Genomic DNA, 25888 nt, shown 5'->3' with positions numbered 1-25888 from the left:
AGGCTTTGCCTGCCCATGCCCGTCGGCCGACCGGAGATTTGCGAAGCAAGCCGTCTATCGCCAGCGGTTCTCCTGCCGGTCGTAACAGCCTGCCAGCAGATCCACGCCATCGGCCAGCAGTTGCTTCTTGGCGATCTTGCGCGACGGAGTCCGGGGAAAATCATCGACGTACTGTATGTACCGGGGTATTTTGAACGCCGCCAAGTGCGCGGCGCAATGCTCGGCGATAGTTCGCGGCGTAATGTCCCGAGGCGTCAGTCCCGGCGTCAGCTTTACATAGGCCTTGACCTCTTCCCGCCGCAATTCGTCGGGCACAGCCAGCACCGCGGCTTCCTCGATGTCCGGCAGGCTGCGCAGCACCGCCTCGACTTCGTTGGCCGCGATGTTTTCGCCGGCACGCTTGATCATTTCTTTGATGCGGCCAACGATATAGTAGTAGCCTTCGGCATCGCGCCGGAACAGATCCCCGGTGCGGAACCATTCGCCGCGATAGCTTTCCGCATTGGCCGCGGCGCGCTTGTAGTAGCCCCACGAAATGGCCCGGCCACGCACCCACAGCTCGCCGATCTCGCCATCCGGCGTAGGCGTCCCGTCTTCGTTGCGGATGCTCAGTTCGCGAAACGGCGACGCCAGGCCACAGGTGCGCAACAACCCTTGCTCATGCGCCTCGGCTGGCACCAGCGTGGCATTGCCGATCTCCGTCATTCCGTACCCTTCGCGCGCCACCACCTTGAAGCGGCGCTGCACCTCTTGCCGGTTGGCCTCGATCCATCCGTAGATGCTGATGTATTTCAGGTCGATGTCCGCGTCACTGGGCGACGGCGGGTGCTGCTTGAGCAGCGGCTCGGGGAACACGCAATAATCGATGCGGTATTCACGCAGCCATTGCAGGAACAGGCTCAGGCTCATGCGGCGGGCGATGTATGCGGTAGCGCCCAGCCGCAACGTCATCAGAAACTGCCACAGGGGATCCATATAGAAAAACGGCGCCCAGATGAGCGTACGAGCGAACTTGCCTTTGGAGGATTGCCGGTGCCATGCGGCGTTATGCGCGGCAATGACCCAATAGTCGTGGGTCAGCATGCATCCCTTGGGGAAACCGGTGGTTCCCGAGGTGTATTGCAGATTGAGCAGATCGGTGCGCACGACTGGCGTCGGCGGCACAAAAGGAGTCTTTCCCTGCGCAATCAGCGTGTCCCAGTCCGTTCGGCCCGCCGCCGAGGCACCATGCACGACGACGCGCTCTTGCGCGAGCAGCGGCGGCAGCGCCTCCAGCGTTTCCAGAACAGGCAGGTACGCGGTGTCGATGATCAGGAACTGGGCGTCCGAGTCGGCCAGGACAAAGCCCAGCTCGGTCGAGGTGTAGGCGGTGTTGACTGGAACCATGACCGCACCGATGCGCCCCAGAGCCACCCACGTCACCGGGAATGCCGGCACGTTGGGCAGCATCACGGCCACGTGGCACCCCTTGCGTACGCCGCGCCGCACCAGCGCGTCGGCCAAAGAGTCGGCCTGTCTATCCAGTTCCCGGTATGTAAGCCTCGCGTCGTCCTCGAACCAGACAGCCAATGTGCGCTCGCCTTCCAGCGCGGCGCATTCACGCACCAATTCACCCAGCGATTCGGGCAGCGCGATACTCTCTTCGCGCTTGCGCCGGGCCATTTCTGCGGCGGTTGCGGTATTCAATATCGGCTCCACGACAGTCTTGCGCGGCAGCGGCTACTGCGGCTTGAACCCCGATTTTTCCAACAGCTCGGCATACGACTTTTCCTGTTCCTTGATGAACGCGCCAAATTCGGCGGGCGTGGAGGGACTGGCCATGAACGCCTGGCCCTGCAGCTGGGTCTGAACCTGGGGATCGTGCAGTGCCTCGCTGAATGCCTTGTTGAGCCGCTTGACGACGTCGGCAGGCATGCCCGCAGGGCCTATCAGCCCCATCCAGTTGGTGATGCTGAATTGCGGAACGCCGGCCTCATAGATTGTGGGTACGTCGGGCAGCAGCGGCGAGCGTGCCTTCAGCGTGGTCACCAATGCCCGGATCTGGCCCTTGCGCACATAGGGCAAGGCGGTGGTGGGGGGATCCATCATGGCATCCACCCGGTGCGCCACCAGATCCATCATGGCGGGTGGCGCGCTCTTGTAGGGTACGCTCAACATCTTCATCCCCGTCAGGGTGCAAAGCTGGGCAAATGCCACGATGCCGCTGGCATTGCCCGTGGCGTACGACAGCTTGCCGGGGTTGCGCCGCACGTAGTCGACGAATTGCTGGAAAGTATGGACGGGAAGTGCCGAATTCACATACAGAAAAACCGTGTACCGGCCGAGATCCACGATCGGCGTGAAGTCTTTCACCGGATCGTAGGGCGGGTTCTTGCGCAGATACGGCACGGCCGCCATGGGGCTGCCGCTACCCACTCCCAGTGTGTAGCCGTCGGGCGCGGCACGCGCTACTTCCAATGCCGCGATGGCACCGTCGGCGCCTGGTTTGGGATCGACGTATACCGTCGTGCCCAGCGACTTTGCCAAGGGCGCAATGATGATGCGCATGATGACGTCGGTGGACGAGCCGGGGCCGAATGGAAGAATGATGCGTATGGGCTTGGAAGGATAGGTGCTGGCCGCCGCCGCACTCGATACGGTCAGGAATAGCGCCGACGCCAATAGCGAAAGGCAAGCGAAAATATTGCGTTTCATGGTGTAGCCCCCTTGTAAAGCCGCTCATTTGTAGAGAGTATCTGCTGCCTCGCTGCTGACTTTCCCATTGGCGACATCCGACGCCAGCGCGGCGGGATCGCGCCGTCCGGGCTCGCCATAGCCGCCGCCCCCGGCCGTCTCCACCACCAGCCGGTCGCCGGCGTTCACTGTGGTGGTGGTTTTCGAAGCGATGGGTTCGATGCTTCCGTCGCGGCGGTGTATGGCCGCTTGCGACATGGCGCCGTCTTGCCCACCAAGCAGGCCGCGCGCGCGGGTGCTGTGGCGCTCGCCCCGATACGACATGCGAATGCCGTCGGCCAGGAACTCGTATTCTTTGACAACTCCCAGGCCGCCGCGGAACCACCCCGCGCCGCCGGAATCACGGCGCAGCCCGAAGCGATGCACACGGATCGGCGCGTCGGTGCCCAAGGCCTCTATAGGCAGGTTCATGCTGTTGGTGCCGTCGGTCTGCAGGCAATCCACCCCATCGCCGTAGCGGCTGGCTCCCGTGCCGGCGGCGATCAGTTCGCTGACGATGAACGGACTGCCATCCGGCCGCGTGCCGCCGAACGCCAACATGACCGATATTCCTGCCGAGGTGGCGGGAAGCTCGGCGGGATTGGCTTCGGCCAAAGCGCCGATGATCATGCCGCAGATGCGTTTGATCGTCGCGGTACGCGCGTTGACCGGTGCGGGAGGAAGCGGATTGACCAGCGAGCCCTCGGGCAGATGCAGCGTGACGGGGCGGAAACACCCGCCGTTGGTGGGGATCTGGGGGTCGGTCAGCGCGCGCAGGACATAGTAGACGGCGGCCTGCGTGCTGGATGGCACGCAATTCAGCGGGCCGCGCAGCTGGCGATCAGTACCGGTGAAATCACAGTGCAGTGTGCCGTCGCGCAGTGTGACGGCGACCTCGATGCGCACGCGTTTGTCCAGCTCGACGCCGTCATTGTCCAGATAGTCCACGCACCGGTAGGTGCCTTCGGGCAGCCTGCGCAGCGCTTCGCGGGTCATGGCTTCGGAGCGATCCAGCAGCCGCGTGAATATCCGGCACAAGGTATCCATGCCGTAGCGCGAGCTCAGTTCGGCCACGCGGCGGGCTCCGACGAGACAGGCCGCCAGCTGGGCATGCAGGTCGCCCAGGAAGGTGTCCGTAACGCGGATGTTGTAGCGCAGAATTTGTTCCAGGGTTTCGTTGGGCTTCCCGGCATCGCGGAACTTCAGCGGCGGCAAGCGCAACCCTTCCTGGTAGATCTCGGTGGCCCGGGTCGGAATGGAGCCGGGCTCCATTCCCCCGACATCCTGGTGGTGCACCGTGGCGACACTGAAGGCGATGACCTGCCCTTCGGCGTATATCGGAACGAACAGAGTGATGTCGGGCAGATGAGTACCACCGCAATACGGGTCGTTCATGATGTAGACATCGCCCGGCGACATGGTGTCCACCGGGTAGGTATCCCGCACGGCCTTGAGCGCCGGAATCATCGTCGCCAGATGGATGGGTATGGCCGTCGCCTGGGCGATCGTCTGGCCGTCGGCGGTGAAGATCGCGGCCGAGCAGTCCATGCCCTCTTTGACGATAGGCGAAAAGGCGCTGTGCAGCAGCGTGGTCTGCATTTCGTTGGCGATGCCCTCGAGCTTGTTGCGCACCACTTCCTGCACGACGGGATCGTCAGCGGGATCGGGCAAGTCGACGCCCGGCTGCCGCGCGGCTGGCGCCGTCATGGATGCCGATTCAAGAGGGGTCATGCGTGCCTCCGCAGGATCAACACTCCGTTGTCGGTTACGCGGGCCTGCCACCCGGGCTCTATGGGAGTAGTGGTGTCGGCCTGCTCGATGATGGCCGGGCCAATAATGAGCTGCCCGGGTATCAAGGTGTCGCGCTGGAAAATTTGCGCCGGAACGAACCCCGGCTGGTCTTCGAACAGCACCTGGCGCACGCCCTTGGCCGCCCCCGGCTCGGATCGGGTTGCCCCGGACTGGTCGCTGGCGGCCTGATTGTCCGACCGCTGCACGACTCGCAAATTGACAAAGCGCGCCGGCGAACGGGTGCTGTGCCCATAAACCTGGGCATGCAGGGCGCAAAAACTTTCATAGGCCCGCTCGATCAAGTGTTCGGGGTCGTCCATGGCAATTGGCACTTCCAGGTAGTGCGACTGGCCCATATAGCAAACGTCGGCATAACATTGCGTCTGGACTTGTTCGGCGGATATGCCCTCGATGGCCATCAGCCGGGCGCAGTCGCCGGCAAGCCGGTCACAGACCGCCAGAATTTCAGAAGGATCGGTATCGGCGAACTTGGACAAGAAAGCCGCCGACGCCTCATGCTCGGTCTTGGCGCTAAGCAGGCCCGATGCGCACAGCACCCCCGGCGCGCGCGGCACTATGATGGTTCGCATGTCCAGCTCGCGAGCCAGGGCGGCGGCATGCAGGCCGCCGGCGCCGCCGAACGGCATCAGCGCGAATTCCCGCGGATCGACGCCACGGCTGATCGATACCAGGCGGATGCCTTCGGCCATTTGCGCGTTGACCACCCGATGGATGCCGAGGGCGGCTTCATGCAAGGACATGCCCAGGGGTTCGGCCACGCAGCTGCGGACGGCGTCCGCAGCCAGCGCGGGATCCAGCTGCAGGGATCCGCCGGCGAAGTAGCCCGGGTCGAGCAGGCCGAGCACGACCGAGGCGTCGGTGACGGTGGCTTGCGTGCCGCCGCGGCCGTAGCAGGCCGGGCCGGGCTGCGCCCCGGCCGACTGCGGCCCGACGCGCAGGCCGCCGCCTACGTCGATCCAGGCGATGCTGCCTCCGCCGGCTCCGATCGAATTGACATCCACCATGGGCACCCGGATGCGGTAGCCGTCGAGCCAGCCCTCGGATCTAACCAAGGCCTGCCCTTGGGCTACGAGCGCGATGTCGGAGCTGGTGCCGCCGATGTCGACCGTGATGACATTCTCGCAACCGACCGAACGGCCCACTTCGCATGCGCCCACCACGCCGGCCGCGGGCCCCGACAAAAACAGCCGGATGGGGCGCTGCCGCGCCACCTTGGCCCCGCAGACCCCGCCGCGCGACTGCATGATCTGCAGCGACGCGGGGATGCCCACGCGGGCCAGATCGGATTCCATGTTCTCCAGGTAGCGCTCCAGGCCGCCTTTGATATACGCATCGAAACAGGTCACGACGGTACGTTCATATTCCCGGAACGCGGGATCGATGTCGCAAGACAGTGACACGATGATGTCCGGATGGCGGCCGCGGATATATTCGGCCGCTACCCTTTCGTGTACCGGATTGACGTGGCTGTACAAGAAACAGATGGCAATCGCCTCTACACCCTCTGCCACCAGCGACTCCACACTGCGCCGCAGGGATTCCTCATCCAGAGGTATGCGCACCCGGCCGTCCGGTTCGACCGCTTCCACGACGCCGCGGCGCAACGCCCCTGGAGCCAGAAAGCCGGGTGTCTCGGGCTTAAGAATCAGGTCATAGACCTGGTGGCGGTTTTGGCGGCCGATTTCCAGCACGTCGGTGAATCCATCGGTGGCCAGCAGCCCGACACGCGCTCCGCGTCGCTCCAGCACGGCATTGGTGGCCACAGTAGTGCCATGCACGAAGCGGGCCACGTCGCCAAAAGGCACGCCCCATTCGGGCAGTACTTCATCGAGCACCTTGCGTACCGCCGCACTGGGATCCGCGCGTGTGGAAGGCACTTTAGTGATGCGCACCTGCCCGCCGCCGGCGGCGACCACGTCGGTGAAGGTTCCCCCGATGTCGATGCCGATGCGGATCATGCCAGCTCCAGCAGCCTGGCGGCATTCGAATAAAGCCATTTTTCCTTGACGCTGTCTTTGAGGGGAAGGGCCAGCAGCTCTTCGACCGCACGGTCGATCGGCTGCATGGGATAAGAGGTGCCGAAGATCATCTGGTCTTGCAGGACGCTGTTGCCGTATTGCAGCAGCCCTTCGTAGCCGGAGCCCGCTACGGCCAGGTACTTGGGCCGCACGGCCGATACGCCGATATACAGATTGCGGTGGCGCCATGCCACGCCGACCAGTTCGTGCACCCAGGGCCAGCCCGGCGGCGAAGCCACCACGCGCAGCCGCGGCAGGGCGACCATGACCTCATCCAGCAGCAGCGGCCGCCCATACTCCATCAGGGAGTGAGTCGAGAAATTGATGCCGCAATGAATGTTGACGGGGATGTCCAGTTCGACGCAGGCCCGGTACAACCGGATCATCTGCGGATCGTTGATGGCCAGGCGGTGTTCGAAGCATTGCAGGTTCAAGCCGCGCAGCCCCAATTCGCGCACCGCGTAGCGCAGCTCGTCGACCGCCGCCTCGCCCTTGTGCGGATCCACGCCGGCCCAGCCGACGTAGCGGGAGCCATGTTCTGCGCAGAAACCGGCCACCTCCTCGTTGGAGGTCTTGACCCCGAATGTGCTTTGCGCATCTTTGGCCTTGACGACGACGCGCTCGGCCTCCAGCCTGTCGTATGCCTGCAGATAGTCCTGCAAGCTGCCGCTCGCTTGCGCCTCGCTGGCACGATAAACGCGGCGGTAGTTTTGCAGATGATCCGCGTTCGGCTGATACGCGGAAATCGGCGGCCGGCTGTTGAAGTCGATGAGTTTCATAGCGTTGAAATCCTATCAGCTTCTTCCTATACTGATAGTTTCAATATCTGGTACTTATAGTTATGGCTTGGAAATGAATCTGCGCCAGCTGGAAATTTTCGATGCCATCATGCACACCGGCTCGTTGAGCGAGGCGGCGCGCCTGCTGGGCATATCCCAACCCGCGGTCAGCAAGTCGCTGCGGCTGGCCGAAGAATCCGCCGGGTTCGTACTGTTCCGGCGCGTGCGCGGCCGCCTGTTTCCCAGCCCGGAGGCCGAAACCCTGCTGCCCCAGGTCGAACGCGTGCGCAATGAAGTGGGCGCGGTGTCCAAGCTGATGCGCCAGCTTTCCACCGGCGACGTCGGCCGCGTGACGTTGGCGGTGGTTCCCTCGATCGCCTATTCCTTTGTCACCCCGGCAATTGCCCGTTTTACGCGCGACTGGCCCGACATCCAGGTCGAGCTGAGGGTGCTCCAGACGCTAGTGGTGGTCGACGAGGTTGCGCGTAGCCACGCAGACTTCGGCCTGGTGCACGCGCCAACCGACAATCCTTACCTGGACGTGGAATTCATTTGCCAGGCCGATTGTGTCTGCGTGGTGCCCCGCGGGCACCGCCTGGCCGGGCGTAAAACCTTGGGGCCCCGCCAAATCAAGGACGAGCCGCTGATCTGCCTGCGCGAAGACACGGCCACCGGCCGGCTGGTGCGCCGGTCGTTCAGCGACATCGGGGTGCGCCGGGACGCCGACATTGTCATCAATCAGACCCAGCAGGCTCTGGACTTGGTTCAGGCCGGAGCGGGAGTCGCAGTAGTGGATCCGTTCATGCTGATCGCCCGGCCCCATCCCGACCTGGTGATCATTTCATACCGGCCCGCCATTCCCAACCGGCTGCAGATAATCCGCGCCCGCGAACGCCCGCGCTCGCGGGCCGCGCATCAGCTGGAGCGAATCATCCGCAAGTCCATTCTGGAACGCACCAGCACATCGCCCTGGTGCCGCAGCTCGGCCAACCACCACCACGCGGCGGCTGGCAAACGGAACACCTGAGCCCAGCCACCCCGAAAAAGAACGGCCCAACCAGCGTTGCGCCAGGCCTTATGCCCCCCCGTCGGCCTTGGCCGCCAGCTGCTGCAGCGCGTCATACACCTCGGCGTCGATCTCGATGCCGGCTTGCAGCTTGGCCTTTCGCTGCGCGAACGCGTGCTCGGAAGGGATGCGGATCTCGCTCACGCCGGGCTGGCGCTCGGTGGCCTTGACGCGTGCCAGGTTGGCCGACAAGTCGGCCCGATAGCGATCCAGCGGCAGCATCAGGTCGGGGCGCATGGCCAGCAGCAAATACCCCGCCCCTTCGGCGCCGAAGCCGGAGCCGGCGAATACGCCCAGCGCCTGCATCGCCAGCGCCAGCGCGAAACCCTTGTAGCCGCCGAAGGGCAGCGCCGCCCCCTGGCTGGCCGCGACCGGATCGCGCGTCGGCCGGCCCTGCGCATCGATGGCCACGCCCTCGGGCAGCAATTCGCCGCGCCGCGCCCGCAGGGCCAGGTCGGTGAACATCAGGGAGGAAGTCCCCATGTCGATGAGCAGCGGGTCGCCCTGCGTGGGGAATCCGAACGCGATCGGGTTGGTGCCCAGCGCGGCGCGCGCACCGCCCGGCGGCGCCACCTGCGGCCGCGAGCTGATGGTGTGCAGGCCTATGAGGCCCGCCCGGGCGATTTGCTCCACATAGTAGGCGCTGCGCCCGCTCATCCAGCTGTTGTAGACCCCTGCCACGGCAAAGCCCTGCTGGCTCGCTTTTTCGATGACGCGCTCGGTGGCGTCTTGCACGGCCAGCATGCCGTTGTGCCCGGCGGCATCCAGCATCACCGACAGCGGCGTCTCGTGCACTACTTGCATCGGCCCGCTGGGCTGGCGCTTGTGCCGGTATTCGGCCAGGTTGAGGATCTTGGGCAGCCCCGAATACTCGTAGCCGCACAAGGCGGCATCGAGCATGTGGCCGGCCAGCACCTCGGCCTGCGCGGCGCTGTAGCCGATGCCGCGCAATGCGCGCAGCGACAGCTCGCGCGCCTGCGCCGCGCCCAGGTGGCGGCGCTGCGCATCAGCGGCCGGCATGGCTGTCTTCCGGAGCGTTGAAGCCGAACCAGCGGCAGGGGGTGTCCCACAGCACACGGCGCCGATCCGCCGGATCGGGCAGCCAGCGCTCCAGCAAGCGGTATACCGGGCCGTAATCCATGCGCCGCGGCACGCGCACGAACGGCCAGTCCGACCCCCACACGCAATTGTCCAGCGTGAAGGCGTCGACCAGCGCCTGCACGTAGGGATCGCAATCCGCATACGGCCAGGGCTGGCGCGACGAGCGGAACGCCCCTGAAAGCTTGATGGCCGCATTGCCGCGCCGGCCCAGCTCCAGCAAGGCCTGAAAGCCCGGCTGCTGCAGGCCCTGATCCACCGTCGGGCAGCCGCAGTGATCGACCACCACCCGTATGCCGGCCGCCTGTAATATAGGCAGCAAGGTCAACAGGCCGTCGTCGTGGTAGTAGATCTGGGCGAACCAGCCCATGTCCTTGATGCGTTCGAGCAGGCGCAGCCCGGCAGGCCCTTCCAGCGACGTGGCGCCGCTGAACAGCGTGTTGAAGCGGGCCCCCACCACGCCCCCGTTGGCAAGCGCCTGCAAGTGGGCGTCGGTGGCGTCGTGGCCGACCAGCGCCACGCCTTTCCAGCGCCCGCCGGAAGCGGCGATGCCGTCCAGCATGCAGCGATTGTCGGTGGCGTAGCCGGCGAACGGGTTGACCACCAGGGCGTGCGTCAGCCCATGCGCGGCCAGCACGGTGCGGAATTCCTGGGAGGTGCCGATTTCATTGGGCGCAGGCTTGTAGCCGACCGGGTTGCTGAACGGAAACGCGGCGCTGTCCAGCACATGTGCGTGGCTGTCCACCGCATAGGACGGCGGGGCGCTCGCAAGATTTTGGGGCTCAGTCATGATGGGCAATATCCCTGGCGGCGATTATTGAGGTTCGATCCCGGCTTCGTGGGCCAGCTTCTTCCATTTCTGGATCTCGCTGTGAATGTACGGGCCGAATTTTTCCGGCCCCATGGGGTTGATTTCAAAGCCGATGTTCTTGAACTTGGCCTGCAGCGCGGGGGCGGCCAGCGAGGCGCGCAAGGCTTCGTAGACGGGCTTGACCGTTGCCAGCGGCGTCTTGCCGGGGGCCAGCAGGCCGGTCCAGGCCGACAGGTCGAAACCCGGCACGGTATCGCTGATGGGCGGCGTGTCGGGCAGCAAGGCGGAGCGGCTCTGCATGGTAACCGCCAGCAGGCGCGCCTTGCCGGTCTTCACCTGCGGCATGGCCGTGGCGAAATCGGCCATCAGCACCTGGATCTGATTGCCCACCAGGTCGGTCATGGCCTGCGGGCTGGACTTGTACGGAATGCTCAGCAGTTTGATGCCCGCCTCGCGCTTGAAGGTCTCAGTGCCCACCAGGGTGGCGGCATTGGGCGTACCGTATGAAAGCTTTTCGGGGTGCGCCTTGGCGTAGGAAATCAACTCGGCCACCGTATGCACGGGCAGACTGGGGTTGACCAGCAGCATGAACGGCAGCACCCCGATGCGCCCCACCGGCAGCAAGTCGCGTTCCGGGTCATAGGGCAGGTTCTTGTACACGCCGGGGTTGATCGTGTTGACGCTGGCGCCGCCGACCAGCAGCGTCAGCCCGTCCGGCTTGGCGTGCGCCACGTAGCTGGCGCCGATGATGCCATTGGCGCCGGCGCGGTTCTCGACGATGACGTCCTTGCCCAGATGCTGCGCCAGCCCCGGCGCCACCAGGCGCGCCACATTGTCGGTATAGCTGCCGGCGGCAAACGGCACCACCAACCGCAGTATGTCTTTGGCGCCGGCCGTGCCGGCCGCCGCCAGCGACGCCACGGCCAGCAGCGCCGCGCAAAGGTGGCGGCGGTTCAAGTGTCCAGATCGATTCATGATGGTCTCCTGAGTCTACGGTTATTTGTCAGCGCCAGCGGCGAACAGCTCGTCGTACTTGGCTTCATAGGCGTGGTAGTTCAACACTTCATAGAGTTCGGTGCGCGGCTGCATGGCGCCCAGCATCCTGCGCGGCGATCCGTCCTCGAGAATCGCCCGGTATACGTTCTGCGCCGCGGCCGCCATGGCACGCGCCGCCGACAAGGGATACAGCGCCGCCGACACGCCGGCCTGGCGCAGCTCGTCCAGCGTAAAGGTCGGTGTCATCGAAAACTCGGTGATATTGGCCATGACCGAATGCGGACGGTCTATGGCCTGTACGAAGCTGCGGTACTGGCCAAGCTCGCCGCAGGCCTCGGCGAAGATCATGTCGGCGCCGGCCTCCATATAGGCGCAGGCGCGGTCGATCGCCGCCTGCAGGCCCTCGTTGGCCAGCGAATCGGTGCGCGCCACCAGGAAGAACGAGTCATCGCTGCGGGCATCCACGCAGGCCTTGATGCGGTCGACCATTTCGGCCGTGCCCACCAGCGCCTTGTTCGGGCGGTGGCCGCAGCGCTTCAGCTGCACCTGGTCTTCAATGTGGATCGCCGCCGCGCCGTCCTTGATCAGGCCCTTGATCAGGCGGGCGATATTGAAGGCCCCGCCGAAACCGGTGTCCACGTCCACCATCAAAGGCAGGTCGCAGGCATCGGTCATGCGCCGCACGTCCTGCAGCACCTCGGTCATGGTGGTCAGGCCCAGGTCGGGCAAGCCATGCGAGTAAGTCGCCATGCCGCCGCCGGCCAGATACACGGCCTGATGGCCGGCGCGCTCGGCCAGCAATGCGCAGAAAGGGTTCATCGCGCCCACTACGGGCAGTGGCTGGCTGCGGGCCAGCGCGGCGCGGAAGCGCTGGCCCGGAGTGCCGGACGGCTTCAGTTTGTCTATCAGCATGATGGAAGGCTCCTGGTTGTCCTATGCGTCAAACGTCCAATGAGCCGTATTGTCCGGAGCCCGTCATCCACCTACAATCGAGTTGTGCATAGCGGAACAAACTATGGAATCCCGCCCGTCTATCCTGCCTCCTCCCGACCCCGCCGATCGCGAAAATGTGTACGCCGTGACGCGCGCACTCATGCTGCTGGACGCGTTCCGGCCGCACGAACAGGGCATGACGCTGTCCGAGCTCAGCCGCCGCGTGGGCATGGGCAAGACCACGGTGCTGCGCACCGCGCGCACGCTGGCTCGTTCGGGCTACCTGACACAATGGGACGACGGCCGCTGGCGCCTGGGCCCGGCCGCCGGCTGGCTGGGGGTGCGCTACCAGACCGCCTTCGATGCGCGCGACGTGATCGATTCCGTGCTGCGCGCCCTGACCGACACCACCGGCGAAACGACCGCCCTGTTCGTGCGCGAAGGCTCCAGCCGCGCCTGCGTAGCGCGGGTCGAGCGCCCCAGCCTCGAGCGGCACTACATCCGCGCGGGCGAACGCCTGCCCCTGGACAAAGGCGCTTCAGGCCACATTCTCCTGGCTTACGCGGGCCAGAAAGGCGCGCTGTACGACACCATCCGGCGGCGCGGCTACCACGTCTCGGTGGGCGAGCGCGACCCGCTGGTGTGCAGTATTTCGACGCCGGTGTTCGGCGCGCGCCGGCGCCTGTTCGGCGCACTGTGCGTGTCCGCCGAATCGGCGCGGCTGGGCCACGCCGAACTGGCCGCCCACCTGAACGCGCTTATCGCAAGCAGCGAAGCGCTGACGCGGGCCCTGGCGACCGCGGGCTGACGGATCGCAGGCTGAAGATCAGCGCCGCGCCATTTCCACGATGCTCTTGCCGCTGTCGATCTCGGCGCACTTGTCCGCCTCGGCCTGCACCTTTTTCTGGGCGAAGGCCAGCACGGCGGCAATATGCTGGCGCGGCACGAAGCACACCCCCGCACCGTCCGCCACCACCAGATCGCCGGGATGGACGTCGATCCCGCAAATCTTGACGGGCCCGTTTATTTCCACGCACTCGACCCGCCACTTGCCCGTCATGGGCGTCACTTCCTTCGACCAGATGGGGTAATTGATATCCTGGAAATCGGGCACGTCGCGCACTGCACCGTCGACGATGGCGCCGCGCTCGCCCTGGCGCTTCCCCATGCGGCCGCCCACGCTGCCCATATTCGACGCCCCCGACACCCCCTGGATCACCAGCACATCGCCGGGGCGCGCCAGGTTGTGGCATTCGATTTCCCCCATGCGGCTGTCCTTGGCCTGGGCCAGCTGGTGCGGGTCGCCGTCGCGGGCCGCGTTTCTCAGCGTCAATGCCGTGCCCACCAAGCGGGCGCGCGGCATGATGCAGCGCAAGACCGAGCCGCTGACGGCGCCGCCGACACCCAGGGCGTCCAGCGCATCGGACACCGCCGAACTTGCATCGCCCAGGGCCTCGAATTGGGCCAGGGTGTCCGCATCGAGCCGCGGCGGCTCCAGCAGTTTGATTTTTTCCCGGGCGACGCGGCCCGTCAGTTCGATAGTCATGCCAACTCGCCTAGCTGTGGGTTGTTTTTAAGATGCTGGGTCAGCATCCCGAGCGTGCCGCCTTGTTCGATAATGCTTTGCACACCTGTGGGCATGGGCGAAAAGGAATAGTCCTGCCCGCTGCTCAGGTTGCGCACTTCCCCCGTCTGATAGTTGACCTGCAAGGCGTCGCCATCCCCGATCAGATGGCTGATGTCTTTGCAGTCTTTCAGGCAAAGCACCGGCAGGTTGTACACGCCCTGATAGGCGCGCACCCCCATGGATTCGCACAAGATGCCCACGCCCAGGGCCTTCAAGGCATACAGGGCATTGTTGTGCGCCTTGCCCGCCAGGAAATTCTTGCCCGCCACGATGAAGTCCCCGGGCCCGATGCGGCTGGCCAAGGTGGGATCCACTTCCTTGAACAGCAAAGGGGTCAGCTCTTCCGGATCGATCACCCGGCCTATGACCTTGTCGAAACTTATCATGCCCCCATCGTGGGGCACATTGTCGCCCAACACATGGGCATTGCCCTGCTGAATCCAGTTCGTCATTCGTATACACCTTTGCGATGAACGTTCGCCACTTGAGCCGGCCGTCGTGCGCCGGCCTTGCGTCTGCAGCACACTCAAGAGCGAGGATCTGTAATACAGCCGTTGATTGCCGAGAGCGCCACGGTAATGGGGCTGCCCAAATAACACTGGGCATCTTTGGCCCCCATTCTGCCCGCGCCGTTGGTGGCTGCCGTAGAAATGGACACCTCTCCCGACGCCAGCGGCCCGCCCAATCCACCGGCGCACAGGCCGCAACCCGCGGGCAGCTGTATGGCGCCCGCGTCGGCAAAGATGTTGGACAAACCGTCATCGGCCATCTGCTTGCCGATGGCCACCGTGCCCGGCACCACGAACAGCCGCACGTGCGAAGCAACGTGCCGGCCTTTCAGCAGCTTGGCCGCCAATTCGAAATCGTCATACATCCCAGAGCCACAGGCTCCGATGAAAGCATGATCGATTTTCACCCCCGCGACCTCATCGACCGGAACGCCCCGGTCGGGAGATCCGGGCAGCGCGACCTGAGGGCTGATCTTGCCGATGTCCAACACTATCCTGTGTTCGAAGGCGGCATCGTCGTCGCTGAACACCGCCCGTTCCGCCCCCTTGCCCGGACGCGGCGGGAACATCACATTGGCCACGCCTATTTCCGTCAAGGTATTGCACAGCGCCACCCGGGACGACAGAGGCATGCTTTCTATGACCGGGCCGGCGAACTCGATGACCCGATAATCGAAATCGATGCCCAGTCTGTCGGGCGCCAATTGCGAACAGAGCCAGAACCCCAGGTCGCGCGGATGCACGCCGGGCTTGAACTGCCCGGCGAGTTCGATACGCACGGTAGGCGGCACCGACATCAAGAGCGAGCCGGTGGCCAGCACGGTAATGATGTCGGGGCCCCCGCGCTGGGCATAGGCGCCCACGGCACCAAAATTAGTGCAGTGCATGTCGTAGGAAAACAGGAACATGCCCGGCCGGACGAGCCCCGCCTCCATGGGATAGATGTGGCCGTGTCCCGCCTGGCCCGCGCCGAAGAAGTGTTTCACCCCCCATTGCTCTGCCACGTGCCTATGGTTCTTGGCGCCCATAATGGCTTCGGGGGTCAGGTGCAGCGACTTGTGATCGGTGATGATCATGACCTTTTCAGGCTTGGTGATCTTGCGGTAGCCGATGTCCGACAGCTGCTTGTACGCCATGTTGACGTACCCGTCGTGGATGATCACCAGCTCGGGATCGGGCTGGATGATCTCGCCCGGCACGACCTGGGCTTTGCCCGCGGCCCGTGCCAGGATCTTTTCCGACATTGTCATTGCCATTTTCAATACACCTGCGTTGGGTGTCTCGAGCCGGAAATCCGACGAACGGACTTCCCTGCCCGGGCCACTAGTTCACCTTCACGTGAGCGGCCTTGGCCGCGCTCGACCACTTGGCCATTTCGCTTTTGATGAATTGCGTGAACCCCTGCGGCGTCGTGGGCGACGGCGTGAAACCCAGCGAGATCAGCCTTTTCTGCGTGGCGGGGTCGTGCAGCACCTGCACGATGGCCGTATTCAATTTCTTGATGATGGCCGGCGAAGTGCCCTTGGGCGCCAAAATGCCGTTCCAGTCTTCCACCTCGAAGTTCGGTACCCCCGCTTCGGCCATGGTCGGCACATTGGGGAACAAGGGGCTGCGCCGATCGCCGGTGACCGCCATGGGATGCAGGCGCCCGTCGTTGATCAGGCCCTGGGCCGGAGCCTGGCCGCCGAAAATGTAGGACACCTCGCCGCTGACCGCCGCCGTGGTGGCGGGTGCCGCGCCTTTGTAGGGCACCGCCAGCGCGTTGATGCCGGTTCGATGGCTGAACAGCACCGAGGCCATATAGGCCGCGCTGCCTATGCCCGCCGTCCCGAAGGTAAGCTTGCCGGGATCCTTTTTACCCGCCGCGACCAGGTCGCTGACGGTCTTGAAGCCCATTTTGGGCGCGGCGCACAAGATGAGCGCGGTTTTTGCCGACAAGCTGATCGGCATGAAGTCCCTCAAAGTATCGTAGGGCAGCTTGGAATAAATATACGGATTGATGGTCAAGGCGCCGATATGGCCCACCAACAATGTGTAGCCGTCCGGCGCGGCATGAGCCACGTACTCTGTACCGACGATGCCCGCCGCGCCGGCCCGGTTCTCGACCACGACGGATTGATGCAGCACCTTGCCCAGGCCGTCGGCCACGATGCGCGATACCACATCCGTGTTGCCGCCGGGCGCAAAAGGGACGATCAGGCGTATGGGTTTATCGGGATATGATTGCGCGGAACTCGATGAGGCCGGCTGGGCAAGCAATGTGGCGGAAAAACCGACACTTGCCACGGCCAGACAGACACTACTGCATAAACGGCGTATTTCCATATCGTCCTCGACCTTAATTGTATGACAAACTAATATTTATATACCCATAAATTAGGATTTATGCTTATTATTTTCAAAGATTGTATGACGATTAAAAATTAGCTCATCAAGAAAAAAGTAATTTATTGTGAAATATGTAAAAAATAGTGTTTACTCAGAGACCTTGGAACGGCTGTCGACCCTGATCATCGAGGGCGTGTACAAGCCCGGCGACCGCCTGGTCGAACGCGAACTGTGCGACCGCCTGGGGGTCAGCCGCACGTCGATCCGCGAGGCCTTGCGGCAGTTGGAAGCCGAAAGGCTGGTTCAATTGATTCCCAACAAAGGCCCGGTCGTACGCCAACTGAGCAAGCAAGAGTTTCTGGACTTATGGGAGATCCGCGCCACCCTGGAATGCCTGGCGGCCCGGCGCTTCGCCAGCCAGGGCACCGACCAGGACATCGCCATGCTCGAGCAGCGCATACACGCGCTCGAGGCCGCCCTGCAACAAAAAGACCGGCATTTCGTTCGCGTGGCCAAGAACGATTTCTTTGAATGCTTCATGCAGGGATCGGGCAACCTCGGCCTTCCCGACCTGCTGCGCCAGCTGAATACCCAGCTAAGCTTCATGTGGGCGTCGTCCCTGCGGGTGCCGGGCCGGCCCACCGAGAGCATCCGGGACTTGCTGGCATTGCTGGAAGGCATCAAGGCGCGCGACTCCGAAGCCGCGCACGCTGCCGCGGTCATCTACAACATGCGCGCGCGTAAGATTGCGCTGGCGTACCTGGAAGAAGTGCTGCATGCCGCCAAGGCAGACGGGCAAGCGCCGAAGAAGACCGGCACGCGCCGCACGCGAGCCCCGGCAAAGAAGCTGCAAGAAGCGTAGCTTCTTCCCGATATACCGGCCGGCTACGGCACCAGCAGCAGCGAGCCCATTCGTTCCCGCGACTCCATGGCGCGATGGGCTTGCGCCGCGTCCGCAAGGCTGAAGCGCTGCACGGGACTGGGGCTCAGCGTGCCGTCGCCGAAGGCTGCAAGCAGCTGCCGCGCAACGTCGCGGCGATGGCCGACATCGCGCAACTGCACGAATACGCTCATGCGCGACAGGGAATTCGACTTCTTGAACAACTGCGACACTTCGAAGGGCGGCACGGCCCCGGAAGACTGGCCGAAATTGGCCAAATGGCCCGTAGGCGCCAGGCAGGCCAGAGAACCAAAGAAAGTATCCTTGCCCACCGAGTCATAGGCGACCTGCACGCCTTGCCCGGCGGTGATTTCATCGACCCGCCGCACGAAGTCTTCTTCGCGATAAAGAATGGCATGCGAGCATCCGTGCTGCAGGGCGAACCCGGCCTTCTTCTGGCTGCCGGCCGTGCCGATCACGCAAGCCCCCTTGGCCGCGGCCCATTGGCAAAGCAAGGCCCCCACGCCGCCGGCCGCGGCATGCACAAGCACCCGATCCCGCGGCTTGACGGCATAGACCTCATGCAGCAGCGCATACGCGGTAAGCCCCTTGAGCAGGTGCGTTGCGGCAAGCTCGTCGGATACAGCGTCCGGCAAAGGAATGAGCAGATCTTCGTCGATGATTCTAGCGGCGGCATAGCAGCCGTATTGCCGGGTCATATAGGCTACGCGGTCGCCGGGCCGGAATTGCGTGGTGCCGGGCCCGGTGGCCGTGACGACGCCGGCGGCTTCTATGCCGGGTATGCCCGGCAGGGGCAAGGTATGGTACAGCCCCGAACGCACATACACATCGTGGAAGTTGACGCCGATAGCCGTGTGCCGGATCTGCACTTCCCCCGGGCCAGGCTCGGCGACCTCCACGTCTTCCAGGCGCAGCTGATCGGGCTCGCCGGCTGCGCGCAGAACTATGGCGGGAGCATGCATGCTGTGGTTCCTTGTACTGTGGCTCACAAATACAGTGGGTTATACAGCATGGAATTGATCCGCGATAGCTCGCGAATGACATCAGCACATCATCAACTGCGAGAAGTCCTGGATTACGGGAAGCGGGGTGCCCCACCCGTATCCGATCATCGCGCGGAATGTTCGCACAGAAAGCGGTTCACCTCGGTCAGGCAGCGTTCGGCAGCCAGGAGATTGATGGCATGGCCATAGCCCTCGAAGACTACCACTTGCGCATCGGGCATGGACGCGCGCACGGCGTTTAGCTGCTCGGCCTGCGCCATGGGGCTGTGCTCGCCCACAAGATTGAGCACCGGAATCCGGATCGAAGCCGCATCCTTGAGCAGATTGGCGTCCAGGGTGAGCTGGATGTGGCCGATCGCCACGTGCGGCGCCACCTTGCCCATTTCCGCGATCACCCATTCCCGCACCGCGTCGCTGGCGCGGGACAAGTCCAGCCGAAGTTCGATGGTGCTGCGGCTGTAGCCGGCACTGCCCAGGCGGGTGATGGCCTCGACGTGGCTGCCCTGCCCGGCGCTGTAGGCCTGGGCAGTGGAGCTGTTCAATTTGAATGGGGAATTGATAATGGTCAGCGTATTCAGCCTGTCCGGGTGATGTATGGCCGCCAACAGGCCGAACACGCCTCCCGAGTACTCGCCGATCCAGTGAACCTTGGGAATTTCCAGCGCATCGAGCAAGGCGATTGCGTCTTCCATGAGCACCAGCGCGTCATAGCGCGCACCGGGTTCGGGCTCGGTGGTTGCACCACAACCCCGGGAATTAAAGCGCAGCACTCGATAATTGCGCGATAGATCGGGAACCCACTGGCGCCAAAAGTCCATGTTGCGGCAGAACCCATGGTGCAAAAGAATGGTTTCGGGCTCTTGCTCGAGCCACGGCAATGTGTAGTCCGCAATGTCATACTCGATATCGATGCCGTTGGCACGAATGGTACGGGGAAGCAGTTTCATCAAAATACCCGTGTCAAAAAAAAGAAGAAATGTTTCTATGTCACTGCGATCCCGGCCTGGGCCACCGCTGCCTTCGCGGCGGCCAGTTCCTTGCGCAGGAATTCTTTGAACTGTGCCGGCGTGTTCGGCGAGGAAGTGATGCCCATGACAGCCAGCTGCTTGCTTACCTTCGGGCTACCCATCACGGCCCAGACGGCGGAGACGATATGGTTGGCGACCTTGTCGGGCAGCTCCTTCGGGGCGTACAAGCCATACCAGGTGGAAGCATCCAGCGTCACCGGCACTTGGGAACTCAGCGTGGGCACCTTGGGAAGATGCGTAGAATGATCCGTGCCGGTAACCGCCAATGCCCTCAATTTTCCCTGCTTGATATAAGGCAGAACCACGAAAATATTCGAGAACATGAAGGACAGCTGTCCGCTCAGCAGGCCGATGACAGCCTTGGCTTCGCCCTGGTAGGGCACATGCAGCATCTTCACCCGGCCGGCATCCGCCAGCAGCGCCCCGGCGATATGCAGCGAAGTCCCTACCCCGCCGGAGCCATACGTCATTCTGCCCGGTTCCTTGCGCGCTTGCGCCACCAGGTCGGCCACACTATGGATGGATGACCCGGACGGCACCACCAGAACCAGGGGAGACTGGCCCAGATCGGTAAGCGGCGTGAAGTCACGTACCGTGTCGTACTTGACTCGATCAGGGTAGAGTATCTGCGCCATGATCGTGCTGGTTTGGGGGGCGACCATCAAATGGCGGCCGTCGGCCGGGGAACGCAGCAACAAGTGGGCCGCCAGTATCCCACTGGCGCCCGCCCTGTTTTCTACCACGATGTTCTGCCCGAGCCGCTGCCCCAGCGGCGGGCAAAGCGTGCGAGCCACGATGTCGGTCGAGCCGCCGGCGGAAAAACCCACCAGCATCTGGGTGGTGCTCTCGGCCCTCGCGGGCCTGGTCAGGAAAGCGCCACCAAGCGCCGCCAGCGATCCCGCCGCCAGTACCGACCGTCGGTGCATAGAAAATTCCATGTTTTTCGTCTCCTGAATTAATAGTAGTTTCAGGAATTCTGCAACGCCCATGGCGTTTGCTCAAACGAAAAGTACGCGCTTTATCCATTCATAAAATGAATGCAGGAAGTGCTTGCAACAATATAGCGGCACGAAGCAAAGGGGGCTGCCGCCGGCCCCGCCAGCGCACCGGCCCGAGCGCCTCAACCCTTTGCCCGGCCCGCGGCGGCGGTATCCAGCAGCCACTCGGTCAGTGCCCGCACAGCCGGCAGTTCGGTTCGATCGATGGGAATGTACAGGTAATAACGGAACGAACTGGCAAACGACTCGTCGAGGGCGAGTACCAACTGTCCGCTGCGGAGCTCGTCCTCGACCAGGAAACTCGGCACCAGGCCCACGCCCAGGCCGGCCGCAACGGCCTGGATCAAGTGGGACGTCAGCTCGAACTGTGGGCCCAGGCGCATGCTGGCTGCCGGCAGGCTCTTGTATCTGAACCAGCGGTGCCACACGTCGGATCGCGCGGTGACCTGCAGCAAGAGGTGCTGCGCCACGTCTTCGGCCCTGTTGATCGGCCGCTCCCGCTTGAGCGCCGGGCTGATGACGGGCATCAGATGCTCGTCGAAGAGGCGATGGGAGATCAGCCCGGGCCAGGGCGTATCGCTGACGCCGATGGCCGCGTCTATGCCCGCCAGCGACAGGTCGAACTGGCCTATGCGCGAATGCAAATGCACCAGGGTATTGGGATGGCGTGCGTAGAAGCCGCTAACTCGGGGCATGAGCCATTTTGCGCCGAACGTAGGCAGCGCCGCGAGATGCACCGAGCCGCCGCCGGCCCGATAGCTCAGTGCCTGCAGCGAGGCATTGCGGATGCGCTGCAGCGCGCCGCCTATCTCGCGCAGGTACATGGCCCCCGCGTCGGTAAGCTGAATATGGCGGTTCTCGCGGCGAAAGAGCGCCACCCCCAGTAGCCGTTCAAGCGCCTGAACCTGCCGGCTGACCGCGCTTTGAGTCAGGGACAATTCCGTCGCGGCCCGGGTGAAGCTCAAGTGGCGCGCCGAGGCCTCGAAGGCGGCCAGCAAAGACATCGACGGAGCAAGCAGGCGCGGATTCATAGGGCGGCTTCGGTGACGGCCAGGCATATAGGCTCTGGACATTCATGCAGGTAATGAACAAACCGAGTTCTTTCCATTTGAGGCCTTTCGCTGCCCTTCTCTAAAATCGTCCCCGTTTCCCAAGCCGCCAAGCCGAACCCATGCCACCAGTGAATGCTAGCTCCCTTCCCCGGCACACTCAAGCCGGCCCCCGCCGCCCATGAAAAACCCGGGGAAGAGCAGCGGTGCATGGCGGGCGCTGCAACAGGCACTGCAAGCACGCCTGGGATCCGCGGTACGCTTTGACGAAGCACACCGCGCCGCCTACGCCTCGGACGCTTCCAACTACAGGCAGGTGCCCATAGGCGTAGTGGTGCCGAGTTCGATTGAGGATTTCGTCGCCGCGCTGGCTATTTGCCGTGAACATGGCGCGCCGGTGTTGATGCGCGGCGGCGGCACATCGATGAACGGGCAAACGGTCAATACCGCCGTGGTGTTCGACTTCTCAGTGTATTGCAATCGCGTCCTCGCGATCGACCCGGCCGCCGGCAACGCGGTGGTCGAGCCCGGCGTGGTATGCGATCGCCTGCGCGATGCCGCGCAGGCATATGGCCTGACTTTTGCGCCGGATCCGTCCACCCATAGCCGCTGCACGCTGGGCGGCATGATCGCCAACAACTCTTGCGGAGCCCATTCGGTGATGGCCGGCAAGACGCTGGAAAACGTCGAGGCACTGGAAGTTCTGACCTACGACGGCGAGCGCTTCTGGGTCGGCCCAACCACTGAACAGGAGCTGGCCGACATCATCGCCGCAGGCGGCCGCCGCGGCCAGATCTACGCCGCCCTGAAAAACCTGGCCGACCGCTACGCCGACCTGATCCGAGCCAAATTCCCCGGCATCAAGCGACGCGTATCCGGCTACAACCTGGATCAACTGCTGCCCGAGAATGGCTTCAACGTAGCGCGTGCGCTGGTCGGTACCGAGGGAACCTGTGCGCTGACGCTGCAGGCCCGCGTGCGCCTGGTCAATAACCCAGCCCGTCGAGTGGTGCTGGTACTGGGCTTTCCCGACATCTATGTGGCCGCCGACGCAGTGCCCGAATATCAGCGCCTGCGCCCCATAGCCATCGAGGGGCTGGATCGGGCCATCATCCGCGGCCTGCAGGCACGCGGCCTGGTACAGGAAGAGATCGACCTGCTGCCCGCCGGCGACGCGTGGGTAATGCTGGAATTCGGTGCGGACACCATCGAGCAGGCCGTGGCTCAGGCCGAAGCCGCGTCGCGCTACTTCGAACAACGCCCGCAAGGCCCACATCCATCGCGATGGATGGCCGTAGAACCGGCCATGCAGGCGCGCATCTGGTCCATTCGCGAAAACGGCGCTTCGGCCACTCAGTTGTCCATAGACCCCCACGAGCCCGACATGCAGGTCGGCTGGGAAGATGCGGCCGTGGATCCACGGCGCCTGGGCGACTACCTGCGCGCCTTCCAGGCACTGGTGGATCGCTATGGGTACCGAACCTCGCTGTTCGGCCACTTCGGCGACGGCTGTGTGCACGCGCGGCTCACCTTCAACCTACGCTCGGCGCAAGGCGTACTGGACTTCCGGCGCTTCATCCGCGAGGCGGCCCAGCTCGTGGTCGACCACGGCGGTTCCCTCTCGGGCGAGCATGGTGACGGCCAGGCCAAGGCCGAGTTCCTGCCCATCATGTTCGGCGCAGAGCTGGTCGGCGCCATGCGCGAATTCAAGCACATCTGGGATCCCCAGAACCGGCTCAACCCGCGCAAGGTGGTCGACGCCTACAGCGTCGACGAGAACCTCAGGGCTGGGCCCACGTACAAAGTGGTCGACATCGGCACACGCCTGAATTTCCGCAGCGCCGAGGGCAATGGATTTCAGCGGGCGGTCGAACGCTGCATCGGCATAGGCCGTTGCCGGAACACCCAGGGCAACACCATGTGCCCAAGCTATCGCGCCACCCGGGAAGAACGGTTTTCCACACGCGGGCGCGCCCGCCTGCTGTGGGAGATGCTGCAAGGCGACGTCGTCGCCGACGGCTGGAACAGCAAATCCGTGAAGGAGTCTCTGGACACCTGCCTGTCCTGCAAAGCCTGCCGCAGCGACTGTCCCACACATACAGACATGGCCTCTTACAAGGCGGAATTCCTTTCCCATTACTACGAAAACCACCGCCGGCCGCGCCAGGCGCTGGCCATGGGCCGCATCGGTGATTGGGCGCCGTGGGCGGCGCGCCTGCCGCGCCTCGCCAATGTATTTACCCAGACCCCCGGCCTGGCCCACTTGTGCCGCCTGGCCGGCGGCATCGCTCAAGACCGCCGCCTGCCGCGCTTTGCCCACAAGAGCTTTCGCCGTATGTGGACGCCGGATCGGCAGCCCGGCTCGAGCCGGGGCCGGGTCATGTTATGGGTGGATACCTTCTGCGAACACTTCCATCCAGAGATAGCCCAGGCGGCCGCCGAGGTGCTCGGCCATGCCGGCTTCGAAGTCCTGCTGCCTTCTACGCCGCTGTGCTGCGGCAGGCCTCTGTATGACTTCGGCTACCTCGACGCCGCCCGGCAGAAGCTGCGCCAGCTGCTGGAAACCCTGGATGCGCAGCTGGCCGGCGACGGTGCGCCTACGGCACTGATAGGCCTGGAGCCCGGCTGCATGTCCGTCTTCAAGGACGAACTGCTCAAGTTCTTTCCCGACGATGCGCGTGCGCGCAGCTTATCCGAGTCGGCATGGATGCTGGGCGACTTCCTGCACGCGCAAGGATATGTGCCGCCCGCGCTGGCGGTGGACGTGCTGGTGCACGCGCACTGCCACCAGAAGTCGCTGTTCGGCTCCAAAGGAGAAATGGCCTTGCTGCAGGCAATGGGCGCGCGTGCCACGCTGCTCGACAGCGGCTGCTGCGGCATGGCCGGCTCTTTCGGCATGAGCACACGCCATGCCGCCATGTCGCGCGCGGTGGGAGAGCTGGAACTGATGCCGGCTTTACGGCGGGCGCCCGAAGATACCGTGGTCTTGACCAATGGCTTCAGCTGCCGGGAACAGATCCGCGACGGCACAGGCCGGGAGGCCGTGCATCTGGCACAGCTGCTCAAGCGCGCCCACGACGAAAGCGCCTGAGTGTCGGCGCGCTTCCCCGGCTGGAGTTCTCTGAAGCTGCCGCCAGAACCAACAGCCTCAAGCCGGCTCGTTCGCCGATCTTGCCGCCCTCACGCAGATCGGCCACGCGCCGCGTGCCGCCTTCAAGGGTCTATGTACCTGCATCACAGCCATTGGCCGAATTTCATCTTCCCCGACGACACCTGCTCTCGCACCAGCGACCAGAAGGCGTGCGCCGCTGGCGAAAGACGCCTTTGATTCAGGCACGCCAGCGCCAGCTTGCGTTCCGACATCGGGCTTATCCGCCTGTACACCAGGCCGTCGTAGTGCCGCGGCAATACCAGCGAAGCAAGTATGGATATGCCCTCTCCGCGCTTCACGAATTCCAGTATGGACATGATCTGCGATAGATCGTGCGCGACATGCGGCTCGGCGCCGGCGCGGGCGAACATCCTGGTTATTACCGGCTGCGATCCGGCGCGCGTCATGATCAGCGGGTAGTTGACGAGATCCTGCACCCCGACCACTTCCCGGTCGGCAAGCTCGTGCCCTTCCGGCAGAACCGCCATCAGGTGGTCGGTGACCAGAGGCAGCGTATCCAGATCGGGCTTGGGCAGCGCCACGACACCGATCTCGATGCGGCGCTCCAGAATCGCCCGTTCCAGTTCCGTATCGGCCTTCTCGGTGACAAAGATATCGACCCCCGGGTATCGGCTCTTGAAGAGCTCCAGAATCGGCGGCAGCAGGTTCAAGGAGGAACTCGCCCCCAAGGAGCCCAGCGTAAGCAGGCCCGATTTGAGACCCGCGCTGGCATTGACGGTGGCCCGAATGATCTGCAGGGAGGCAAACAGATCCCGGACATGCGGCAGGATCTGCTTGCCCGCGTAGGTCAGCTGGATGCCGGGGGCGTTCCGATCCAGCAAGGGAGCGCCCAGGGTTTGCTCCAGCGTGCGCAGCGCATGGCTCGTGGCCGAGGGGCTCATGTCGAGCCGCGCTCCGGCGCTGGCGATGTTGTCCGCCGACATCAAGGCCAAAAACAATTCCAGCTGTTTCAAGGAGATTGATTTAGAGGCTCTTTCGGGCATGTCGCGCACCGCTTTTATTGAATATAAATTCAATTGTATATGAAAACATTGAAATATACACTGA

22 protein-coding genes are annotated in these 25888 nt (G+C 63.9%); 4 read left to right on the top strand and 18 right to left on the bottom strand.

What is annotated here, in order from left to right:
- Positions 1-54: 54 nt before the first annotated feature.
- From CEY11_RS06750 to CEY11_RS06730, 5 genes are read right to left on the bottom strand one after another with little or no spacing between them, the layout of a single operon-like run.
- On the bottom strand, positions 55-1686 hold the full coding sequence (locus CEY11_RS06750) for a class I adenylate-forming enzyme family protein (RefSeq protein ID WP_233154744.1): 1632 nt from the start codon (positions 1684-1686) through the stop codon (positions 55-57).
- A gap of 33 nt (positions 1687-1719) precedes the next feature.
- Positions 1720-2694, bottom strand: coding sequence for a Bug family tripartite tricarboxylate transporter substrate binding protein (locus CEY11_RS06745; RefSeq protein WP_088602572.1), 975 nt, complete (start codon positions 2692-2694; stop codon positions 1720-1722).
- Positions 2695-2718: 24 nt separating this feature from the next.
- Positions 2719-4443 carry a hydantoinase B/oxoprolinase family protein gene (locus CEY11_RS06740; protein WP_088602571.1) on the bottom strand — a complete coding sequence of 575 codons (1725 nt, stop codon included), beginning with the start codon at positions 4441-4443 and terminating at the stop codon, positions 2719-2721.
- Positions 4440-6482 (bottom strand): hydantoinase/oxoprolinase family protein, encoded by a 2043-nt coding sequence (locus CEY11_RS06735; RefSeq protein ID WP_158215217.1) that lies wholly within the window; start codon positions 6480-6482, stop codon positions 4440-4442. The genes CEY11_RS06740 and CEY11_RS06735 overlap by 4 nt, the downstream gene beginning before the upstream one ends.
- Entirely contained in the window at positions 6479-7321 is an 843-nt protein-coding gene (locus CEY11_RS06730) for an amidohydrolase family protein (protein ID WP_088602569.1), read from the bottom strand. The genes CEY11_RS06735 and CEY11_RS06730 overlap by 4 nt, the downstream gene beginning before the upstream one ends.
- A 73-nt stretch (positions 7322-7394) precedes the next feature.
- Here CEY11_RS06730 and CEY11_RS06725 point away from each other — a divergent pair, with 73 nt between their 5' ends.
- Complete coding sequence (locus CEY11_RS06725; protein WP_158215216.1) at positions 7395-8348, top strand: LysR family transcriptional regulator; 954 nt, start codon at positions 7395-7397, stop codon at positions 8346-8348.
- 48 nt (positions 8349-8396) lie between these two features.
- Here the strand turns inward: CEY11_RS06725 and CEY11_RS06720 are convergent, their stop codons facing one another.
- The 4 genes from CEY11_RS06720 to prpB are packed head-to-tail and all read right to left on the bottom strand — an operon-like array spanning position 8397 to position 12204.
- Positions 8397-9407 carry an Ldh family oxidoreductase gene (locus CEY11_RS06720; RefSeq protein ID WP_088602567.1) on the bottom strand — a complete coding sequence of 337 codons (1011 nt, stop codon included), beginning with the start codon at positions 9405-9407 and terminating at the stop codon, positions 8397-8399.
- Positions 9394-10275 (bottom strand): amidohydrolase family protein, encoded by an 882-nt coding sequence (locus CEY11_RS06715; protein WP_143322718.1) that lies wholly within the window; start codon positions 10273-10275, stop codon positions 9394-9396. The genes CEY11_RS06720 and CEY11_RS06715 overlap by 14 nt, the downstream gene beginning before the upstream one ends.
- A gap of 24 nt (positions 10276-10299) precedes the next feature.
- Positions 10300-11271, bottom strand: coding sequence for a Bug family tripartite tricarboxylate transporter substrate binding protein (locus tag CEY11_RS06710; RefSeq protein ID WP_088602565.1), 972 nt, complete (start codon positions 11269-11271; stop codon positions 10300-10302).
- Between the two features lie 21 nt (positions 11272-11292).
- Positions 11293-12204 carry a methylisocitrate lyase gene (prpB, locus tag CEY11_RS06705; RefSeq protein ID WP_088602564.1) on the bottom strand — a complete coding sequence of 304 codons (912 nt, stop codon included), beginning with the start codon at positions 12202-12204 and terminating at the stop codon, positions 11293-11295.
- 103 nt (positions 12205-12307) lie between these two features.
- Here prpB and CEY11_RS06700 point away from each other — a divergent pair, with 103 nt between their 5' ends.
- A complete protein-coding gene (locus CEY11_RS06700) occupies positions 12308-13033 on the top strand; it encodes an IclR family transcriptional regulator (RefSeq protein ID WP_088602563.1) in 726 nt (241 codons plus the stop codon).
- 18 nt (positions 13034-13051) lie between these two features.
- Here CEY11_RS06700 and CEY11_RS06695 read toward each other — a convergent pair whose 3' ends face one another.
- The 4 genes from CEY11_RS06695 to CEY11_RS06680 all read right to left on the bottom strand — a co-directional run bounded on the left by CEY11_RS06695 (position 13052) and on the right by CEY11_RS06680 (position 16686).
- Entirely contained in the window at positions 13052-13771 is a 720-nt protein-coding gene (locus tag CEY11_RS06695) for an RraA family protein (protein WP_088602562.1), read from the bottom strand.
- Positions 13768-14304 carry a 3-isopropylmalate dehydratase small subunit gene (locus CEY11_RS06690; protein WP_088602561.1) on the bottom strand — a complete coding sequence of 179 codons (537 nt, stop codon included), beginning with the start codon at positions 14302-14304 and terminating at the stop codon, positions 13768-13770. Before CEY11_RS06690 ends, CEY11_RS06695 begins: the two co-directional genes overlap by 4 nt.
- Before the next feature lie 74 nt (positions 14305-14378).
- On the bottom strand, positions 14379-15611 hold the full coding sequence (locus CEY11_RS06685) for a 3-isopropylmalate dehydratase large subunit (protein ID WP_158215215.1): 1233 nt from the start codon (positions 15609-15611) through the stop codon (positions 14379-14381).
- Between the two features lie 73 nt (positions 15612-15684).
- On the bottom strand, positions 15685-16686 hold the full coding sequence (locus tag CEY11_RS06680; RefSeq protein WP_088602559.1) for a Bug family tripartite tricarboxylate transporter substrate binding protein: 1002 nt from the start codon (positions 16684-16686) through the stop codon (positions 15685-15687).
- A 163-nt stretch (positions 16687-16849) separates the two neighbouring features.
- Here CEY11_RS06680 and CEY11_RS06675 point away from each other — a divergent pair, with 163 nt between their 5' ends.
- The gene (locus CEY11_RS06675) at positions 16850-17551 is read left to right on the top strand and encodes a GntR family transcriptional regulator (RefSeq protein WP_143322714.1); all 702 of its coding nucleotides are present in this window, start codon (positions 16850-16852) and stop codon (positions 17549-17551) included.
- A gap of 23 nt (positions 17552-17574) precedes the next feature.
- Here the strand turns inward: CEY11_RS06675 and CEY11_RS06670 are convergent, their stop codons facing one another.
- The 4 genes from CEY11_RS06670 to CEY11_RS06655 form a co-directional block, all read right to left on the bottom strand.
- The gene (locus tag CEY11_RS06670) at positions 17575-18552 is read right to left on the bottom strand and encodes a quinone oxidoreductase family protein (RefSeq protein ID WP_088602557.1); all 978 of its coding nucleotides are present in this window, start codon (positions 18550-18552) and stop codon (positions 17575-17577) included.
- Positions 18553-18698: 146 nt separating this feature from the next.
- Complete coding sequence (locus tag CEY11_RS06665; protein WP_088602556.1) at positions 18699-19541, bottom strand: alpha/beta fold hydrolase; 843 nt, start codon at positions 19539-19541, stop codon at positions 18699-18701.
- A gap of 35 nt (positions 19542-19576) precedes the next feature.
- A complete protein-coding gene (locus tag CEY11_RS06660; protein ID WP_158215214.1) occupies positions 19577-20560 on the bottom strand; it encodes a Bug family tripartite tricarboxylate transporter substrate binding protein in 984 nt (327 codons plus the stop codon).
- A 182-nt stretch (positions 20561-20742) separates the two neighbouring features.
- Positions 20743-21651, bottom strand: coding sequence for a LysR substrate-binding domain-containing protein (locus tag CEY11_RS06655; RefSeq protein WP_088602554.1), 909 nt, complete (start codon positions 21649-21651; stop codon positions 20743-20745).
- Between the two features lie 199 nt (positions 21652-21850).
- On the opposite strand from CEY11_RS06655, the gene CEY11_RS06650 reads away from it, so the two are divergent.
- Positions 21851-24760 carry an FAD-binding and (Fe-S)-binding domain-containing protein gene (locus CEY11_RS06650; protein ID WP_088602553.1) on the top strand — a complete coding sequence of 970 codons (2910 nt, stop codon included), beginning with the start codon at positions 21851-21853 and terminating at the stop codon, positions 24758-24760.
- A gap of 143 nt (positions 24761-24903) precedes the next feature.
- On the opposite strand, the gene CEY11_RS06645 is transcribed toward CEY11_RS06650, so the two are convergent.
- Positions 24904-25824 carry a LysR family transcriptional regulator gene (locus CEY11_RS06645; RefSeq protein ID WP_088602552.1) on the bottom strand — a complete coding sequence of 307 codons (921 nt, stop codon included), beginning with the start codon at positions 25822-25824 and terminating at the stop codon, positions 24904-24906.
- Positions 25825-25888 lie beyond the last annotated feature (64 nt).

Origin of the sequence: Candidimonas nitroreducens, assembly GCF_002209565.1 — a bacterium.
Classification (GTDB): domain Bacteria; phylum Pseudomonadota; class Gammaproteobacteria; order Burkholderiales; family Burkholderiaceae_B; genus Candidimonas; species Candidimonas nitroreducens.
This window is presented reverse-complemented; position numbering and strand designations above follow the sequence as displayed.

What these genes read in the sequence shown, in the direction of transcription:
- CEY11_RS06745 (WP_088602572.1), bottom strand. Translation starts at nt 2,694, where the DNA reads ATGAAACGCAATATTTTCGCTTGCCTTTCGCTATTGGCGTCGGCGCTA.
- CEY11_RS06740 (WP_088602571.1), bottom strand. Translation starts at nt 4,443, where the DNA reads ATGACCCCTCTTGAATCGGCATCCATGACGGCGCCAGCCGCGCGGCAG.
- CEY11_RS06735 (WP_158215217.1), bottom strand. Translation starts at nt 6,482, where the DNA reads ATGATCCGCATCGGCATCGACATCGGGGGAACCTTCACCGACGTGGTC.
- CEY11_RS06730 (WP_088602569.1), bottom strand. Translation starts at nt 7,321, where the DNA reads ATGAAACTCATCGACTTCAACAGCCGGCCGCCGATTTCCGCGTATCAG.
- CEY11_RS06725 (WP_158215216.1), top strand. Translation starts at nt 7,395, where the DNA reads ATGAATCTGCGCCAGCTGGAAATTTTCGATGCCATCATGCACACCGGC.
- CEY11_RS06720 (WP_088602567.1), bottom strand. Translation starts at nt 9,407, where the DNA reads ATGCCGGCCGCTGATGCGCAGCGCCGCCACCTGGGCGCGGCGCAGGCG.
- CEY11_RS06715 (WP_143322718.1), bottom strand. Translation starts at nt 10,275, where the DNA reads ATGACTGAGCCCCAAAATCTTGCGAGCGCCCCGCCGTCCTATGCGGTG.
- CEY11_RS06710 (WP_088602565.1), bottom strand. Translation starts at nt 11,271, where the DNA reads ATGAATCGATCTGGACACTTGAACCGCCGCCACCTTTGCGCGGCGCTG.
- prpB (WP_088602564.1), bottom strand. Translation starts at nt 12,204, where the DNA reads ATGCTGATAGACAAACTGAAGCCGTCCGGCACTCCGGGCCAGCGCTTC.
- CEY11_RS06700 (WP_088602563.1), top strand. Translation starts at nt 12,308, where the DNA reads ATGGAATCCCGCCCGTCTATCCTGCCTCCTCCCGACCCCGCCGATCGC.
- CEY11_RS06695 (WP_088602562.1), bottom strand. Translation starts at nt 13,771, where the DNA reads ATGACTATCGAACTGACGGGCCGCGTCGCCCGGGAAAAAATCAAACTG.
- CEY11_RS06690 (WP_088602561.1), bottom strand. Translation starts at nt 14,304, where the DNA reads ATGACGAACTGGATTCAGCAGGGCAATGCCCATGTGTTGGGCGACAAT.
- CEY11_RS06685 (WP_158215215.1), bottom strand. Translation starts at nt 15,611, where the DNA reads ATGACAATGTCGGAAAAGATCCTGGCACGGGCCGCGGGCAAAGCCCAG.
- CEY11_RS06680 (WP_088602559.1), bottom strand. Translation starts at nt 16,686, where the DNA reads ATGGAAATACGCCGTTTATGCAGTAGTGTCTGTCTGGCCGTGGCAAGT.
- CEY11_RS06670 (WP_088602557.1), bottom strand. Translation starts at nt 18,552, where the DNA reads ATGCATGCTCCCGCCATAGTTCTGCGCGCAGCCGGCGAGCCCGATCAG.
- CEY11_RS06665 (WP_088602556.1), bottom strand. Translation starts at nt 19,541, where the DNA reads ATGAAACTGCTTCCCCGTACCATTCGTGCCAACGGCATCGATATCGAG.
- CEY11_RS06660 (WP_158215214.1), bottom strand. Translation starts at nt 20,560, where the DNA reads ATGGAATTTTCTATGCACCGACGGTCGGTACTGGCGGCGGGATCGCTG.
- CEY11_RS06655 (WP_088602554.1), bottom strand. Translation starts at nt 21,651, where the DNA reads ATGAATCCGCGCCTGCTTGCTCCGTCGATGTCTTTGCTGGCCGCCTTC.
- CEY11_RS06650 (WP_088602553.1), top strand. Translation starts at nt 21,851, where the DNA reads ATGAAAAACCCGGGGAAGAGCAGCGGTGCATGGCGGGCGCTGCAACAG.
- CEY11_RS06645 (WP_088602552.1), bottom strand. Translation starts at nt 25,824, where the DNA reads ATGCCCGAAAGAGCCTCTAAATCAATCTCCTTGAAACAGCTGGAATTG.